The 16,888-nt window shown below is 65.9% G+C and carries 12 protein-coding genes; 5 read left to right on the top strand and 7 right to left on the bottom strand.

The window, feature by feature from the left end; all coding sequences use genetic code 11:
- Positions 1-44: 44 nt before the first annotated feature.
- The 5 genes from ACIQ67_RS06185 to ACIQ67_RS06165 all read right to left on the bottom strand — a co-directional run bounded on the left by ACIQ67_RS06185 (position 45) and on the right by ACIQ67_RS06165 (position 4,867).
- Positions 45-506, bottom strand: a complete 462-nt coding sequence (locus ACIQ67_RS06185) for a cache domain-containing protein (RefSeq protein WP_397533484.1) — start codon at positions 504-506, stop codon at positions 45-47.
- Positions 507-794: 288 nt separating this feature from the next.
- Complete coding sequence (locus ACIQ67_RS06180) at positions 795-986, bottom strand: hypothetical protein (RefSeq protein WP_397533483.1); 192 nt, start codon at positions 984-986, stop codon at positions 795-797.
- 197 nt (positions 987-1,183) lie between these two features.
- The gene (locus ACIQ67_RS06175; RefSeq protein WP_397533482.1) at positions 1,184-2,872 is read right to left on the bottom strand and encodes an ABC transporter ATP-binding protein; all 1,689 of its coding nucleotides are present in this window, start codon (positions 2,870-2,872) and stop codon (positions 1,184-1,186) included.
- 4 nt (positions 2,873-2,876) lie between these two features.
- Entirely contained in the window at positions 2,877-3,932 is a 1,056-nt protein-coding gene (locus ACIQ67_RS06170) for an ABC transporter permease (protein ID WP_397533481.1), read from the bottom strand.
- On the bottom strand, positions 3,929-4,867 hold the full coding sequence (locus tag ACIQ67_RS06165) for an ABC transporter permease (RefSeq protein WP_397533480.1): 939 nt from the start codon (positions 4,865-4,867) through the stop codon (positions 3,929-3,931). The genes ACIQ67_RS06170 and ACIQ67_RS06165 overlap by 4 nt, the downstream gene beginning before the upstream one ends.
- A 383-nt stretch (positions 4,868-5,250) precedes the next feature.
- Between ACIQ67_RS06165 and ACIQ67_RS06160 the strand changes: the two genes are divergently transcribed.
- The 5 genes from ACIQ67_RS06160 to ACIQ67_RS06140 all read left to right on the top strand — a co-directional run bounded on the left by ACIQ67_RS06160 (position 5,251) and on the right by ACIQ67_RS06140 (position 12,830).
- Complete coding sequence (locus tag ACIQ67_RS06160; RefSeq protein ID WP_397533479.1) at positions 5,251-7,080, top strand: ABC transporter substrate-binding protein; 1,830 nt, start codon at positions 5,251-5,253, stop codon at positions 7,078-7,080.
- Between the two features lie 47 nt (positions 7,081-7,127).
- On the top strand, positions 7,128-8,948 hold the full coding sequence (locus ACIQ67_RS06155; RefSeq protein ID WP_397533478.1) for an ABC transporter substrate-binding protein: 1,821 nt from the start codon (positions 7,128-7,130) through the stop codon (positions 8,946-8,948).
- Entirely contained in the window at positions 8,945-10,777 is a 1,833-nt protein-coding gene (locus ACIQ67_RS06150) for an ABC transporter substrate-binding protein (RefSeq protein ID WP_397533477.1), read from the top strand. Before ACIQ67_RS06155 ends, ACIQ67_RS06150 begins: the two co-directional genes overlap by 4 nt.
- Before the next feature lie 2 nt (positions 10,778-10,779).
- Complete coding sequence (locus ACIQ67_RS06145) at positions 10,780-12,573, top strand: ABC transporter substrate-binding protein (protein ID WP_397533506.1); 1,794 nt, start codon at positions 10,780-10,782, stop codon at positions 12,571-12,573.
- Between the two features lie 110 nt (positions 12,574-12,683).
- On the top strand, positions 12,684-12,830 hold the full coding sequence (locus ACIQ67_RS06140) for a hypothetical protein (RefSeq protein WP_397533476.1): 147 nt from the start codon (positions 12,684-12,686) through the stop codon (positions 12,828-12,830).
- Between the two features lie 549 nt (positions 12,831-13,379).
- Here the strand turns inward: ACIQ67_RS06140 and ACIQ67_RS06135 are convergent.
- Together ACIQ67_RS06135 and ACIQ67_RS06130 are read right to left on the bottom strand one after the other, a co-directional pair.
- The gene (locus ACIQ67_RS06135) at positions 13,380-14,486 is read right to left on the bottom strand and encodes a serine hydrolase domain-containing protein (protein ID WP_397533475.1); all 1,107 of its coding nucleotides are present in this window, start codon (positions 14,484-14,486) and stop codon (positions 13,380-13,382) included.
- Positions 14,487-14,604: 118 nt separating this feature from the next.
- Positions 14,605-16,848 carry a TonB-dependent receptor gene (locus ACIQ67_RS06130; protein WP_397533474.1) on the bottom strand — a complete coding sequence of 748 codons (2,244 nt, stop codon included), beginning with the start codon at positions 16,846-16,848 and terminating at the stop codon, positions 14,605-14,607.
- Positions 16,849-16,888 lie beyond the last annotated feature (40 nt).

Genomic DNA, 16,888 nt, shown 5'->3' with positions numbered 1-16,888 from the left:
CGCCGGGGCGCCTCTGCTGCGGAGTTGCGATCGTCAGGCCGGCATCAGCGGTAGATGCCCACGCCAATGAAGCCATCGCCATTGGGCTGCTTGATGGCGTAAGTCGTCTTGGGAGCGATTTTCTTGGTGACGGGGTCCGGCCAGTCGTAGTCGTACCAGCCGCCGCCCTTGGCAGCGACACTAATCAGACCCAGCACGACCGGGTTGCCGTTGGCATCCTTGACGGCGCTCATGTCCTTGCCCACCAGCTTCTCGTTGGCGCCATGCGCCAGCGCCACGGCCTTGCTGTCATAGACCATCACATACAGATCCTTCTTGACCCAGGCGGCCTTGTCGCTGGTGAAGTCTTTGTAGGCCTTCTCGGCGCCCACCTTCTTGATGTGCTCGAAGGCCGCCTTGGTCATGGCGATCGCCTCTTCCTTCGTGCCGCGCTCCTGCGCCAGGGCGGAGCCCATCAGGCCGACACTGGCGACACCTGCAGCCAGCCATTTCATCCAAGTCTTCATGTACGTCTCCTTGCGTTGAGATTCAGCCTCGTGACGCAGCCAGCCGGCTCAGCCTTGCGCTGCGATATCACAGACTTCGGCACAGAATGCACCAACTTAAGGGGGGGCGCGCGGCAACAATGCACGGCAGGTCGGCGCTGGTGCGCCAGCTTGGGTCGTGCCGTCTTCACGGCGCCACAGTGCCGGGCCGGCCAGACGATCGAGCTCGGGTACTTGGCACCAGCGCACGGCTTCACTGCCGGGCTGCCCGGCCGGGCAGGGCTCAACGCAGGGGGACGGGTGGCCGGCTCACTTGCAGCTGAAGCTGCGCGTGCTGACTTCCTTGACCTGGCCTTCGCCGCAGGTCTTCAGCGCCTGCTCGCTCATGCGGGCCAGTTCGGCCGAGTCGTTGATGCGCACCGAGCTGGGCGGCGCGAAGACGCAGGCGGCGGTCAGCAGGCTGGCGCACAGCGCGAAGGTCAGGGCGGCATATCGGTTCATCACAAGTCTCCGGTCAGAGCGGTTCGACAAAGGCTGGACTGTACGAAGCACCGCGTCAGAGGCCCTGCGGCAATCGATAGACTGCAGAACGGCAGCCCTCGAATGCGTCTGGGCGAAGCTGGACCGACGCTCGTCCGACTGCTCAGCCGAAAAAAAAGGGCGCCTTGCGGCGCCCCTCGCGAATGAGCTCGGCAAGCTCAGGCCGCCGCCGCCGAGGCCTGCGCCTGATAGCCGCGCGGCACCGCGCCGAGCAGGCGGCGCGTGTACTCCTGCTTGGGCGCGGCCAGCAGGCTCTGGGTCTCTGCCTGCTCGACCACATCGCCGTTCTGCATCACCAGTACCTCGTCCGAGATGAACTTCACCACCGCCAGATCGTGGCTGATGAAGATGTAAGACAGGCCGAACTCGTCCTGCAAGTCCTTCAGCAGGTTCAGCACCTGGGCCTGCACCGAGACGTCCAGCGCCGATACCGCTTCGTCCAGCACCAGCACCTCGGGGTTGAGCGTCAGGCAGCGCGCGATCGCGATGCGCTGGCGCTGGCCGCCGGAGAACTCGTGCGGATACTTGTTCAGCACCGAATCATCCAGGCCCACCTTGACCAGCAGGGCGCTGGCACGGGCCATGCGATCCGCCGTGTCCTTGCCGATGCCGTGGATCTCCATCGGCTCGACCAGGGTCTGGCCGATGGTGAAGCGCGGGTTCAGCGAGGCATAGGGGTTCTGGAACACCACCTGGATACGGCGGCGCATCTTCTGCCAGTCATTGCCGCTCATCTTCAGGAGGTCCTGGCCTTCGAACAGCACCTCGCCACCGCTGGGCTCGTGCAGGCGGAGCAGCGTCAGGCCCATCGTGGTCTTGCCCGAGCCGGACTCGCCCACCACGCCCAGCGTGTAACCCTTGCGCAGCTTGAAGTTCACGTCCTTGACGGCCTTGAACTCCTTCTTGCTGAACAGGCCTTCCTTGAAGAAGAAGCTCTTCTTCAGGCCGCGCGCTTCCAGGATGACGGGAGCGTTCGGATCCTTGGCCTTGGCCCCATTGCTGGCCGCGCGACCGGCGATGTGGTCGTCGATCACCATCAGGCGCGCCGGGTTCTCGGTGAGGGACGGCCGGCAGGCCAGCAGCGCCTTGGTATAGCCATCCTTGGGCGCATTGAAGATGTCGGCCACCGGCGCCTTCTCGCGGATCTCGCCGTGGCGCATCACCACCACATGGTCGGAGATCTCGCCCACCACGCCCAGATCGTGCGAGATGAACAGCAAGCTCATCTTGTGCGATTCCTTGAGCTTGGCCATCAGCTCCATCACCTGGCGCTGGATGGTCACGTCCAGCGCCGTGGTCGGCTCGTCGGCGATCAGCAGCTTGGGCTTGCAGGCCAGCGCGATGGCGATCATCACGCGCTGCTGCTGGCCACCCGACATTTCGTGCGGATAGGCCTTCAGGCGGCGCTTGGGCTCGGGGATGCCCACTTCATTGAGCAGTTCCTCGGCGCGCACCAGCGCCTGCTTGCGGCTCATGCCCATGTGCTTGATCAGCGGCTCCATGATCTGGTCGGCCACGGTGAACACCGGGTTCAGCGAGGTCATCGGATCCTGGAACACGCAGGCGATCTCGCGGCCGCGGATGCCTTGCAGCTCCGGCAGCGAGGTCTGCAGCAGGTCACGGCCCTGGAAAAGGATCTTGCCCTGGCGCTCGGCGTTGTCCGGCAGCAAGTTCAGGATGGACATGGCGGTGACGCTCTTGCCCGAGCCCGACTCGCCCACCAGGGCGACCGTGCTGTTCTCGGGGATGTCGAAACTGACACCCTTGACGGCCAGTGCGCGCTGCATCTCGCCGTTCACCTTGCCCATCCGGAAGGCGACCTTCAGGTCTTGAATACTCAAAAGCATGTCTTTACTCCAGGCCGCGCAGCTTCGGGTCCAGCGCATCGCGCAGTGCGTCGGTGAACAGCGCGAAGGCCGTCACGAACACTGCCATGAAGGCGGTCACGGCAGCCAGCTGCCACCAGTAGCCTAGGATCAGCTCGCTCTGGCTCTCGGCCAGCATGGTGCCCCAGGAGACCTGGTCCACGCCCACACCCAGACCCAGGTAGGACAGGATCACTTCGCTCTTGATGAAGGCCACCACATGCAGCGAGAGCTGGACCAGCGCCACGTGCGAGACGTTGGGCAGGATGTGCTTGAACATGCGCGAGAACTTCGAGGCGCCAATGGCCTCGGCCGAACGCACGTAATCACGCACCGAGTGCTTCATGAACTCGGCCCGGATCAGGCGGTAGATGCCCGGCCAGCCCGCCAGCCCCAGGATCAGCACCACCGAGGTGACGCCCTTGCCGAAGATCACAGCGAAGGCAAAGATCAGCAGGATGCCGGGGATGGCGGTGAAGACGTTGTACAGCCACTCCAGGAAGTCACCGATCTTGCCGCCGAAGAAGCCCGACAGGGCGCCGAGCACGGTACCGATCAGCGTCGCAACGATGGCCGCCAGCACGCCCACCGTGATCGAGACCTCGGCGCCCTTCAGCACCTTGGCCAGCACGTCGCGGCCCAGACGGTCGCCGCCGGCCGGCAGGGTCTCGGCCTTGACCGTGTCCACGGTCTTGAACTGCTTGGCGCGCTCTTCCCATTCCTGGTACTTGGGCGCCAGCGGGTCGATATCGCTCAGGTCGACGTTCGGTCCCTTGGGCTGCTCGACCGTGCCGATGGCCTCGGCTGGGGCCGGGCCCATGAAGGTCGGCGGCGCATTGGGAACGCCCACTTCCTTCTGCCAGTCGGCGGCGATCAGGCCGCTGCCCGAAAGCGTCACCAGCACCAGGAAGAAGGCCACGATGGTCATGCAGACCATGCCCACCTTGTCGGAACGCAGGCGGCGCCAGGAGGCCGCCCACACGCCTTCGGAGCGCTGCGCCGGCTTGGCCGCAGCGGTGTTGTTGGAGAGAACCGCGCTCATTTCAGCACCACCCGTGGGTCGACCAGCTTGTACAGCAGGTCCGTCAGCAGATTGACCACCATGGTCAGGAAGGCGATGTAGATCGCGAAAGCCTGGATGACCGGGTAGTCACTGCGGTTCACGGCCAGCAGGATCTCGCGACCCAGGCCCGGAATCGAGAAGAACACTTCCAGCAGGAAGGAACCGACGAACACGCCGGGCAAGGCCACGGCCACGTTGGTCAGGATCGGGATCATCGCGTTGCGCAGCACATGCTTGAGCAGGATGGTGCGCTCGGTCAGGCCCTTGGCACGTGCGGTGCGCACGTAGTCATGGCCGATCTCGTCCAGGAAGAAGGTGCGGTACAGACGCGTGTAGGGCGCCAGCGCCACCGCCACCGCCACAATGATCGGCAGCGGCGCGTAGGTCGTGAGGTTGGTCCAGACACTGTCCGTCCAGCCCTGCACCGGGAACCAGCCCAGGCGGAAGGCGAAGAAGTACTGGAACACGATCACGTAGACCAGCAGCGAGATCGACACCGCCACCGTCGTCACCACCATCACCGCGCGGTCCGTCAGGCTGCCACGCACATAGGCCACGGCCAGGGCGAAGGGGATGGCCAGCATCACTTCCAGCACCAGGATGGGCAGCATCACCGTCAGCGTCGCCGGCAGGCGGGTCGCGAACAGATTGGCCACCGATTCATTGGTGGCCCAGCTCTTGCCCCAGTCGAAGGTAACGATCTGCTTCAGGAAGATCCAGAGCTGTTCCCAGACCGGCTTGTTCAGGCCAAGTTGCTCGCGGATGGCGTCAATCTGTTCCGGGCTGGCGTTCAGGCCGCCGAGGATTTCGGCCGGATCGCCACCAAAGTATTTGAAGAGGAAGAACACCAGCAGCACGACGCCCAACAGGGTGGGAATCATTTGCCACAAGCGCCTTATGAGGTATGCCGCCATCGCTGTCGGATCTCCATGCCAAGCGTCTTGAGTAGACAAAAGCGAGACCCCGCCCACTTGTGGTGAGGGGGGTCTCCGTATTGAAAGCAGGCGCGAGTCTAATGGACAGAAGACCACAATTCACCCGCGTTTGCCCTTGATCTGGGCTTGGAACCCCGGCAAATACGGGGGCTGGCGGCAGATTCGGTCCGATCTGCGCCACAATGCGCGACCCGTCGGGGCCGACTTCACTAGGGGTTGGCGTGCATGGATTCGGGCGCGGCGCGACACTAGACTGCGCGCTCCAAACGAGTCGCCGCCGACCCCGGCGCGCCCCGGAAGATTCATGGTGCTGCGCCCACGAGGCCCGCAGCACCCTGTCAAAAGCAAGGATTCTGATCGTGATGCGAGCTGGCTTCGCACGTGCGGCAACCGCCGCGCTGCTCATTAGTGGTACTTCTCTCTCGGCCCATGCCCAGCCGGCCACGCCAGCCCCAGCCGACGCCAAGGTGCTTCGCTACTCGTTCCGGGTTGCCGAAACCGGCTTCGACCCCGCGCAGATCAGCGACCGCTACTCCAAGACCATCGCGGCCGGCATCTTCGAAGCGCCGCTGGAGTTCGCCTACCTGGCCCGCCCGTACCAGATGCGTCCGTCCACCGCGGCGGCCATGCCCGAGATCTCGGCCGACTTCAAGACGCTGACCTTCAAGATCAAGCCCGGCATCTACTTCGCCGACGATCCGGCCTTCGGCGGCAAGAAGCGCGAGCTGACCGCGGCCGACTACATCTATTCGATCAAACGCCACTACGACCCCAAGCTCAACAGCCGCAATCTCTACCTGCTGGAGAACGTGCAGATCCTGGGCCTGTCGGAGCTGCGCAAGGAGCTGATGGCCGCCAAGAAGCCCTTCGACTACGACCGCGAAGTCGAGGGCCTGAAGCTGCTGGACCGCTACACCTTCCAGGTGCGCCTGGGTGTGGGTGATCCGCGCTTCATCAACCAGTTCGCCGATTCGGCCTTCCTGGGCGCACTGGCGCGCGAAGTGGTCGAGTACTACGGCGACAAGATCATGGACCATCCGGTGGGCACCGGCCCCTACCGCCTGACCGAATGGCGCCGCAGCTCGCGCATCGTGCTGGAGCGCAACCCGGCCTACCGCGAGGAGCTCTACAACGAGCAGCCGCCGGCCAATGCCGATCCGGTGCTGAAAGCCCAGGCCGCCAAGCTGCAGGGCAAGCGCCTGCCGCTGACCGACCGCGTCGAGATCGCCATCATTGAAGAGAACCAGCCGCGCTGGCTGAGCTTCCTGAATGCCGAAGCCGACGTGATGGAGGAGGTGCCGGCCGAGTACGTCAGCATCGCCACCCCGCATGGCAAGCTGGCCCCCGGCCTGGCCAAGAAAGGCATGCGATCGGTGCGCTTCCCCTACCCGGAAGTGGCCTTCACCTACTTCAATATGGAAGACCCGCTGGTGGGCGGCTACACGCCCGACAAGGTGGCGCTGCGCCGCGCCATCTCGCTGGCCGTGGACGTCGACAAGGAAATCCGCCTGCCGCGCCGCGGCCAGGCGATGGCCGCACAAGGCCCGTTCGCTCCCGGCACCTTCGGCTACCGGCCGGACTTCAAGTCCGAGATGAGCGAGTACAGCCTGCCCAAGGCCAAGGCCCTGCTGGACCTGTATGGCTATGTGGACAAGGACGGTGACGGCTGGCGTGATCTGCCCGATGGCAAGCCGCTGGAGCTGATCTACGCCACCCAGCCCGACAGCCAGAGCCGCCAGCTGGTGGAACAGTGGCAGAAGAACATGAACGCGCTGCAGGTGCGCATCGAGTTCAAGACCGCCAAGTGGCCTGAGAACCTGAAGGCGGCCAATGCCGGCAAGCTGATGATGTGGGGCGTCAGCTGGGTGGCCACCGCGCCGGACGGTGACACCTTCCTGGCGCTGGGCGACGGCCGTGCCAAGGGCCAGGCCAACAAATCGCGCTTCGACCTGCCGGCCTACAACGCGCTGTACCAAAAGCAGAAGCTGCTGCCCAACGGGCCCGAGCGCCAGGCGGTGATGGAAGAAGCCGGCAAGCTGATGGTGGCCTACATGCCCTACAAGATCACGGTGCACCGCCTGTTCACCGATCTGGCCCAGCCCTGGGTGATCGGCTACGACCGCAACATCTTCCTGCGCGACTTCTGGCAGTACGTCGACGTCGACAACACACTCAAGCCCAAGTCGGACTGAGTCGGCACGCGCTGCAGATTCACCCCCCCAGCTGAAAGCGCCCCGCCATGCTGAGTCCCCTTCTGCGACGCCTGGCCGGCGCGGCCCTGCTGCTTGGCTGCAGCACCATCAACGCAGCATCGCCTGCCGAAACAGTCCAGCCGCCCAAGGTGCTGAAGTACGCCTTTCTGGTGGCCGAAACCGGCTTCGACCCCTCGCAGCTCTCGGACCTGTACTCGCGCACGATCACTGCGCATATCTTCGAGACGCTGTACCAGTACGACCATCTGGCGCGGCCGGTCAAGATCAAGCCGCTGACCGCGGTGGGCATGCCCGAGGTCAGCGCCGACTTCAAGACCTACACCATCCGCATCAAGCCCGGCATCTACTTCGCCGACGATGCGGCCTTTGGCGGGAAGAAGCGCGAGCTGGTGGCGGCCGACTATGTCTACAGCTTCAAGCGTTTCGCCGACCCGGCGCTGAAGAGTCCCGTCTGGTCCACCTTTGAAGACGCCGGCATCCTGGGCCTGAAGGCGCTGCGCCAGCAGGCGCTGGAAAGCAAGAAGCCCTTCAACTACGACCGCGAGATTGAGGGCCTGCGCGCGCTCGATCGCTACACGCTGCAGATCCGCACCGAGCAGGGCCGTCCGCATCTGCTGCAGTCGCTGCTGGCTGGTTCCGACCTCTACGGCGCGCTGGCGCGCGAGGTGGTCGAGCATTACGGCGACAAGATCATGGCGCACCCGGTCGGCACCGGGCCCTTCATGCTGAAGAGCTGGCGCCGCAGCTCGCTGATGGTGCTGGAGAAGAACCCCAACTACCGCGAACGCTATTACGACGCCGAGCCCGCCGCCGACGATGCCGAGGGTCAGGCCTTGCTGGCGCGCTTCAAGGGCCGCCGCATCCCGATGGTGGACCGCGTCGAGATCGCCGTGATAGAGGAGGCGCAGCCGCGCTGGCTGTCCTTCCTGAACGCTGAGAAGGACTTCCTGGAGCGCGTGCCGGCCGACTTCATCAGCCAGGCCCTGCCGCATGGCCAGCTGGCGCCCAACCTGGCCAAGCGCGGCATCCAGGGCCTGCGCATCGTCGGGCCCGAGTCGACGATGACGGTCTTCAATATGGAAGACCCGGTGGTGGGCGGCTACACGCCCGACAAGATCGCGCTGCGCCGCGCGGTCAGCCTGGCCATCGATGTGCAGCGCGAGATCCAGCTGGTGCGCCGCGGCCAGGCCATCCCGGCGCAAAGCCCGGTGGTGCCGCACACCACCGGCTACGAGGCGCAGTTCAAGAGCTCGATGAGCGACTTCGACCCGGCGCGCGCCAAGGCGCTGCTGGACCTGTATGGCTACAAGGACGTGGACGGCGACGGCTGGCGCGAACTGCCCGACGGCAGCCAGCTCACGCTGACGCGCAACACCCAGCCCGACAACGCCTCGCGCCAGCTCGACGAGATCATGCAGAAGAACATGGCGCAGATCGGCCTGCGCCTGGCCTTCAAGACCGCCAAGTGGCCCGAGAACCTCAAAAGCGTGCGCGGCGGCAAGTTCCAGATCTGGGGCGTGGCCTCCTCGGCAGACAAGCCCGATGCGCAGGCCGCGCTGCAGCGCCTGTACGGCCCGGCCACCGGCGGGCAGAACCTGTCGCGCTTCAAGATGCGCGAGTTCGATGCAATCTACGAGCGCATGCAGACCCTGCCCGACGGCCCCGAGCGCCTGGCCCTGATCCACGAGGCCAAGCGCATCGCCGCCGTCTACCTGCCTTACCGTAACCATGTGCACCGCCTGCTGACCGACCTGGCGCAGCCCTGGGTGATCGGCTACCGCCGCCCGCTGTTCTGGCAGGAGTGGTGGCATATGGTGGATATCGACGAGAGCAAGAAACGACCATGAGCATGATGACGAACAAGCCCAAGCGACAGATCCTGCGTGCCGCGCTGGCCAGCCTGCTGGCGATGCAACTCGGCGCTGCAGCCACGCCAGCGCAAGCTGAGGACGCCAAGCTGCTACGTTATGCCTTCGTGGCCGGTGAAACCGGCTTCGATCCGGCGCAGATCAGCGATCTGTATTCGCGCATCATCACCGGCCACATCTTCGAGGGCCTGTACAAGTACGACTATCTGGCGCGGCCCTTCAAGGTGAAGCCGAATGTCGCGGCCGCGATGCCCGAGGTCAGCGATGACTTCAAGACCTGGACCGTGCGCATCAAGCCCGGCATCTACTTTGCCGACGACCCGGCCTTTGGAGGCAAGAAGCGCGAACTGGTGGCCGAGGACTTCGTCTACTCGCTCAAGCGCTTCTTCGACCCCGCCACCAAGAGCCCGGCCTACACTGCCTTCGCTGGCCTGGGCATCATCGGCCTGGACGAGCTGCGCCAGGCGGCGCTGAAGGACAAGAAGCCGTTTGACTACAACGCCCCGGTCGAAGGTCTGCGGGCGCTGGATCGCTACACGATCCAGTACCGCCTGAAGTCCCCGCGCCCGCGCCTGATCTACAACATCACCGGCGGCGACCAGTACGGCGCCGTGGCCCGCGAGGTGATCGAGGCCTACAAGGACAAGACCATGGAGCATCCGGTGGGAACCGGACCCTTCATGCTGAAGAGCTGGCGCCGCAGCTCGCAGATGGTGCTGGTGCGCAACCCCAACTATCGCGAGGTGTTCTACGACGGCGAGCCGAATGCCGACGATGCCCGCGGCCAGGCCTTTGCCGCGCAGTTCAAGGGCCGTCGCCTGCCGATGATCGACCGCGTCGAGGTGTCCATCATCGAGGAGTCGCAGCCGCGCTGGCTGGCCTACCTGAACCGCGAGCTCGACCTGGTGACGGTGCCGCTGGAGTTCAGCAACATCGCCGCGCCCAAGGGCCAGCTGGCACCGAACCTGGCCAAGCAGGGCATGCAGATGGAGCGCGTCGTCAACACCGACCGCACCATGTACTACTTCAATATGGAAGACCCGGTGGTGGGCGGCTACACGCCCGAGAAGGTGGCGCTGCGTCGCGCCATCGGCCTGGCCACCAACATCAACCGCGAGATCAACACCGTGCGCCGCGGCCAGGCGGTGATCGCGCAATCGGTGGTGGCGCCCAGCACCTGGGGCTACGACCCCATGTTCAAAAGCGAGAACAGCGACTTCGATCTGCCGCGCGCCAAGGCCTTGCTGGACATGTACGGCTACAAGGACGTGGACGGTGACGGCTGGCGCGAGCTGCCCAACGGCAAGCCCTTCGCGATCGAATACGCCAGCCAGCCCGACGCGCTCTCGCGCAGCTTCGACGAGCTGTGGAAGAAGAACATGGACGCGATCGGCATCAAGATCACCATCAAGGCTGGCAAGTGGCCCGAGCAGCTGAAGGCCGCGCGCGCTGGCCAGCTGCCGATCTGGGCGCTGGGCTATTCGGCCAGCGACCCTGATGTGCAGGCCGGCCTGGAAATCCTCTACGGCCCGGCCTCCGGCGGCCAGAACCTGGCGCGCTTCAAGCTCGATCGCTTCGACGAGGTCTACCGCCGCATGCAGGACATCCCCGATGGCCCCGAGCGCCTGGCCCTGCTGCGCGAGGCGCAGAAGCTGACCACCGCCTACATGCCGCACAAGTATCAGGTGCACCGCATCGTCACCGACCTGGCGCAGCCCTGGCTGCAGGGCTACAAGCGCCCGCCCTTCGGCAATATGTTCTGGCAGTACGTGGACATCGACAACGCCAAGCGGCCCGCCAAGCCGTGACGATGCGCAGGCGCGGCTGGCTGCAGGGCTCGCTGGCGCTGGCCGCCAGCCCCTGGGCGGCAGCCCAGGCTGACGGCAGCCGCAGCGGCAGCAAGAAGATCCTGCGCACTGCCTTCAACACAGGCGAAGTGGGCTTCGATCCGCCGCAGGTGTCTGACCAGACCTCGGTCATCATCAACGCGCACATCTTCGAGCCGCCGCTGACCTACGACTGCCTGGCTCGCCCGGCCCTGCTGCGCCCGCTGACCGCCGCTGCGCTGCCCGAGGTCAGCGACGAGGCCCGGCGCTTTGTCTTCACGCTGCGGCCCGGCATCTTCTTCAGCGAAGACCCGGCCTTCAAGGGTCGGCCGCGCGAGCTGGTGGCGCAGGACTATGTCTACAGCATCAAGCGCTTCTTCGACCCGCGCCTGAAGACCGAGCACCTCTACCAGTTCGAGAACGCGCAGATCCTCGGCATGACTGCGCTGCGCCAGCGCGCGCTGAAGGCCAAGACCGGGCTGGACTACGACAGCCCCGTCGAAGGCCTGCGCGCGCTGGACCGCTACCGCTTCGAGCTGCGGCTGGCGCAGAGCGACCCACGCTTCATCCATGTGTTCGCCAATGCCGGGCTGACGGGCGCCGTCGCGCGCGAGGTGGTCGAGGCTTACGGCGCCGATCTGATGGCGCATCCGGTGGGCACCGGGCCGTTCCGTCTCAAGTCCTGGCGGCGCGGCTCGCTGACGGTGCTGGAGAAGAACCCGGGCTTTCGCGAGCAGCGCTTCGACAGCGTGGCGCCCGCCGGTGATGCGCAGGCCCAGGCCATGGCGCAGCGCCTGGCCGGCCAACGCCTGCCGCTGGTGGACGAGGTGCATGTCAGCATCATCGAAGAAGAACAGCCGCGCTGGCTGGCCTTTGCCGGCGGTGAACTGGATGTGCTGGAAATGCCACCCGGCGTGGCGCCGATGGCCTTGCCCGGCGGCCGGCTGGCGCCGAATCTGGCCGCACGCGGCGTGCAGGCGCGCCAGACCGTGGGCGCCGACGTCAAGCTAAGCTACTTCAACTTCGAGGATCCGCAGATCGGCGGCTTCACGCCGGAGAAGGTGGCGCTGCGTCGCGCCATCGCGCTGGCCTATGACAACGCGGCCGAGATCCGCCTGGTCTTCAAGGGCCAGGCCGTGCCGGCGCAGTCGCTACTGCCGCCCGCCGTGTATGGCCACGACCCGCAGCTCAAGAGCGAGATGAGCGCGGCCGACCTGCCACGCGCCCGCGCGCTGCTGGCCACCTATGGCTACAAGGACGCGGATGGCGACGGTTATCTGGAGAACCCCGACGGCTCGCGCCTGACGCTGCGCATGGCCGGCGTCAGCAACAGCCGCCAGCGCGCCCTCAACGAGCTGTGGAAGAAGCGCATGGACGCCCTGGGCCTGCGCATGGAGTTCGAGACTGGCCAGTTCGGCGAGCTGATCAAGAAAGCCCTGGCCGGCCAGCTGATGATGTGGGGCTACAGCTGGAACAGCTCATCGCCCGACGGCGACTTCTTCCTGGGCATGGCCTACGGCCCCAACAGCGGCCAATCGAACGATGCGCGCATGCAGCTGCCGGCCTATGACGCGCTGTACCGGCGCCAGCGGGCCCTGTCCGACGGCCCCGAGCGCCAGGCCGCGATGCGCGACGCCAACCGCATGATGCTGGCCTATGTGCCCTATCTGGCGCACTGGCATGCGATCCGTGTGGACCTGAGCCAAAAGCGCGTGCACGGCTTCTGGCGCCACCCCTTTGCGCGCGACTGGTGGCGCTTCGTCGACATGGGCGACTGAGCCCCAGGCTGCATCCGGCCTGCGTGTCCGGAAGCGGCGAGACAGCGTCCCCCGGCCTTGCTTCAATGCCGGCAGCGGCGAGACAGGCTCGCTGACGAAAGGGACGCTCGATGAAGACAACGTTCGTGGTGCGCGGCATCGAATCCGTCTGGGTCGACCAGGTGCGCAAGGGCGGCGGCGACGCCAACGGACAGGCGGCGCTGCGCAGGTGTCGGTTCTCACTCAGCTTTGAACTCTCTGCGGCCTGTCATAGGTGATCGAGACGCTTTGTTGATCGAGGCGTGTGCAAATGAAGGCGAGTGGGTACACCGCTCTGAGCGGTCACCGACTTGCAGCACCCCCCTTCCATTGAGTTAAGGCGACGCTGAATAAGTCCCCGCGATACGGCGAGCCCTGGTTTGGGATGAGCTGCAAGGCGCGAACCGCAGCCGTAGCGTGGGCTACGGCGAGGATTTGCAACGCAGCAGATCGCCCAAAGCAGGGATTCTCCGTGCGCGAGGGACTTGTTCAGCGTTGCCTTAAATGCAGTACAAAAATCTACAGCATGCAGGCCGATGTCGAGGAGCTGTACCGGCTGTGAGTGCGCCGTCAGCGGGAGGAGGTGCGCGGTGCTACGCCGGTGCGCGCTGAGCTGGATCTGGATCGGCTGTGGAGCTGGTCCAGCGTTGCCCGCGAGCGGGCCCAGGATGAGAGCGGCCGGCCGGACATCGACGGCCGGAGCTCTCGACCTTGCCGACAGTCTTGATGGTCAGGTCCCGACAAACTGCCCGCTGGCCGGCGCTTTCCTGATGCAGACCTCGGCTCGATCACCGAACCCCGGCGTCCCGCGCCAGGATGTCGTTCAGACACGCGGCGAGTCTCGCGATGTTCTCGCCGCCGATGATGCCGGGCGCCATGCGATTCATCATGTAAGCCAGGGTCGTCCGTCGGTCGGCATCGTTGATGACCATCGAACCGCCCCAGCCTCCCCAGAAGCAAACCCGACCTTGGGGCACGTACGGAACGGTTGCCGGTTCGGGCAGGCCCCAGCCGAGGCCCATGTGCACGGGTACGCCGAACACCAGATCGACACCCCGGCTTCGGGTTTCGAAGATGCGCTCCACGGTTTGCGAACTGAGGAGACGCACGCCGAATGCCTCACCGCCGTTGCTGACGAGGCTCTGCACGCGTGCGACCGAACGCGCGTTGCCGTGGCCATTTGCAGCACCGATGTCGGCCGCACGCCAGGCGGCCGTGTTGGCAGCGCCCGCGTCTGGCAGCGGGCCCGTGAAGGTGCGGTAGACCGGGCTGCTGGGGTCCAGGGTCGAAAAGTCGACAGGCAGCGGCGGCGGCGGCACCACGGGGCTGCACCGATGGAGTTCGCTCTCGGGCAGGCCGATGTGGAAGTCCGCGCCGAGCGGGCGCGCGATCTCATCGTCGAAGAACGCCTTCAGACCCCGCCCGGTGATCCGGCGCACCACTTCGCCGACCAGGTGTCCGCTGTTCAGTGCGTGGTAGCCACTCGCCGTCCCAGGGGGCCACCAGGGCGCCTGTGCCGCCAGGCGCGCCGTGCTGCGCTCCCAGTCGTACAGGTCATCCAGCACCACGGGTGCATCCCAGCCGGAGACACCCGAGGTGTAGGACAGAACCTGTGCCAGCGTGATGGCCTGCTTGCCGGCTGCGGCGAACTCGGGCCAGTAGCGAGCGATCGGCGCATCCACGTCCAGTTCGCCGCGGTCGACCAGCAACAGTGCAGCCAGCGACGTCATCGTCTTGGTCGTGGACCACACGTTGACAACCGTGTCCTCCTCCCAAGGGCGGGTGCGCGCTTCATCCGACCAGCCGCCCCACAGGTCGACCTCGAAACGACCGTCGACGGTCAGTGCCAGCGAGGCGCCGAGGTCGGCATCCGAGCTCAGCAGTGACGCGAACAAGTGCCGCAGGGGCTCGAAGCGTTCGCTGCATCGGCCTCGAACGGGTGCCATGGCTGGGGCTGGGGTTGGGGTTGGGGTTGGGGTTGGGGTTGGGGTCATGATCACGGAGACTGTGGGTTCAGAAGTCCATCGAGGCCCCGACCGCCACGCGACGCGGCGGTGTGTAGTTCACCTGACGCGACCCCCCAAGTACTGGGCTGGCGATGTTCATGCTGGTGATGGCCGTGCTGTTGCCGACGTTCAGCAACTGCGCGTACGCCTTCCAGGCCCCTTGGCGTGGCCGCAGCACCACGCCAAGATTCAAGGTGCCGTAGGCCGCCTGTTCTGCATCGGGTGTGTTGAACTCGGTGAAGCAGTACTTGCTGCGCCAGGCATAGTCGGCGCGGAACAAGGCCCGCAGATCACCCAGGGTCTGCGTCCATTCGGCGCCGAGGCTGGCCTGCTGCTTGGAGACTTGGGCCAGCTGGCGGCCGCTGACATCCACCGTGACCCCGGGGCCATTGCGCAGGTCGACGTTCAGGAAGCGCGTGTATTTCGGGTCCATCAGCCCGAGCGTGGCCGAAAGCGTCAGCGCCGATACCGGCCGCATCGACAGCTCCAGTTCCAGGCCGTTGATCTTGGCCGCCGAGGCGTTGGTCAGGATCGCCGAAGCCAGACCCACTTGCGAGACCTGCATGTCGCGGTACTTGCTGGAGAAGACCGCGGCCGAGAACGCGCCGCGACGCTCCAGGAAGCCGGTCTTGAAACCGAGTTCGGCGCTGTTGACCGTCTCCGGACGCACCGCGGTGCTTTGCAGGGCGCCCAGGTTGATGGCACCGGACTTGAAGCCCCGCGACAACTTCCCGTAGATCAGCGTGTCCCGTGCCAAGGTGGCCTCGAAACCCAGGCTGCCCGGTGTGCTGCTCCAACTGGCTGACGGTGCGCCCGTGCCGTTCAGGCCAAAGGCGGCCACCGTCTGGTACTCCTGGGCCTCCTTGGTGTCGCGGCTGCTGCGCAGGCCCGCGAGCACGGCGAACTGCTTGCTCAGTGCGTAACGCAGGTCAGCGTAGGCCGCGGTCGAGCGGGTGTCGACCTTGCCGCCCAGCAGAAACCTCACGCCGCCCGGGAACGGCACGTTCACGGGCTGGCCAGGCGCCAGGAAACCCAAGGGAATCTGCGTATCGACCTGGATGTCCTGGCGCTGGTCGAACTGCAGCCAGCTGGCGCCGACAAGCCACTGCAGTGCACCCTCGCCGCTGGCCACGTGCACGTTGATGCTTCGGTCGCGGCTGCCCGTCTTGAAGCGCGTGGTCGCCATCAAGGCCTCGGTCGCGTCGCCGTCCCAGAACATGTCGGCGTCGCTCTTGCGGTGGCTGGCGACCACGCTCAAGGTGGCGTCTCCCAGCGGTCGCTCGTAGACGACCTGGAGCGCCTTCACGTCGACCAAGTTCGACGCCCCCTGGCTCTTGGTCGCGCGGGGGTCGGCCACCGGCCTGGCGTTGTACAGCAGGATCGGGATCGTGACCGGATCGACGAGCTGCTTGTTGCCGGGCCCGGCTTCGTCCTGGCGGTAGCTGCTGGCAATCAGGCGCAGCGTGCCGGCCGCACCCAGGTCGGTCAGTGTCTGCAGCCGCAAGGCACTGGAATCGAGGTCGTCCAGCCGCTCAGGGCCCATCGTGTCAACCCCGCCCGGCAACACCGGCCCCGAGCGCACGCCCGCGAGCTGGTTGACGATGTAGCCGTCGAGCTTCTTGACCTGGTACGACAGCCGCGCACTGGTGTTCGCGAAACCCAGCCCGCCTGAGACGAAGCCTTCGCTCTCGCGGCGACCGTACTGCCCCAGCAAGGCGCCGAACTGCGCCTTGAAAGCCTGCGTAGGCAGGGCCGAGATCAGGTTCATCGCACCGCCAGTGGCGTTGCGCCCGTACAGAGCGCCCTGCGGGCCGCGCAGCACCTCGACGCGCTGCACGTCGAACAGGCTGGCATTGGAACTCGTCTGGTCCGAGATGTAGGCGCCGTCCGTGTAGAGCGCCACCCCAGGGTCGCCACCCGCGGTGAAGAAGACGTTGCCGATACCGCGGATGAACAACTGGCTGGCGCCATAGCCCGTGGTGAATGACATGTTCGGCACCAGTGTGACCAGGTCGGCCAAGCCGGTGGCGCCGGATTCGGCCAACCGGCGACCATTCAGCACCGAGATCGCCGACGGTGTCGTGTCCAGCACAGTCAGTCGCTTTTCAGCGGTGATCTCCACGCGCTCCAGCACCAGCGCACCTTCGGTGCCGCTGGCCTGGGCCAGCACGGGCATTGAAGACAGTCCGCCCAGGGCGGAAAGAACGGCGGTGGCGACGGCGTGTCGGTGGTGCGAGTGCGATGCTGGCATGTGGTGTCTCCTGGCAGGTGTACACAGGGTGCCAAGCCAG

The organism is Roseateles sp. (genome assembly GCF_044373315.1).
Lineage (GTDB): Bacteria > Pseudomonadota > Gammaproteobacteria > Burkholderiales > Burkholderiaceae_C > JACDQM01.
The sequence above is the reverse complement of the archived record's forward strand: the minus strand, read 5'-3'. Positions and strand labels throughout refer to the sequence as shown.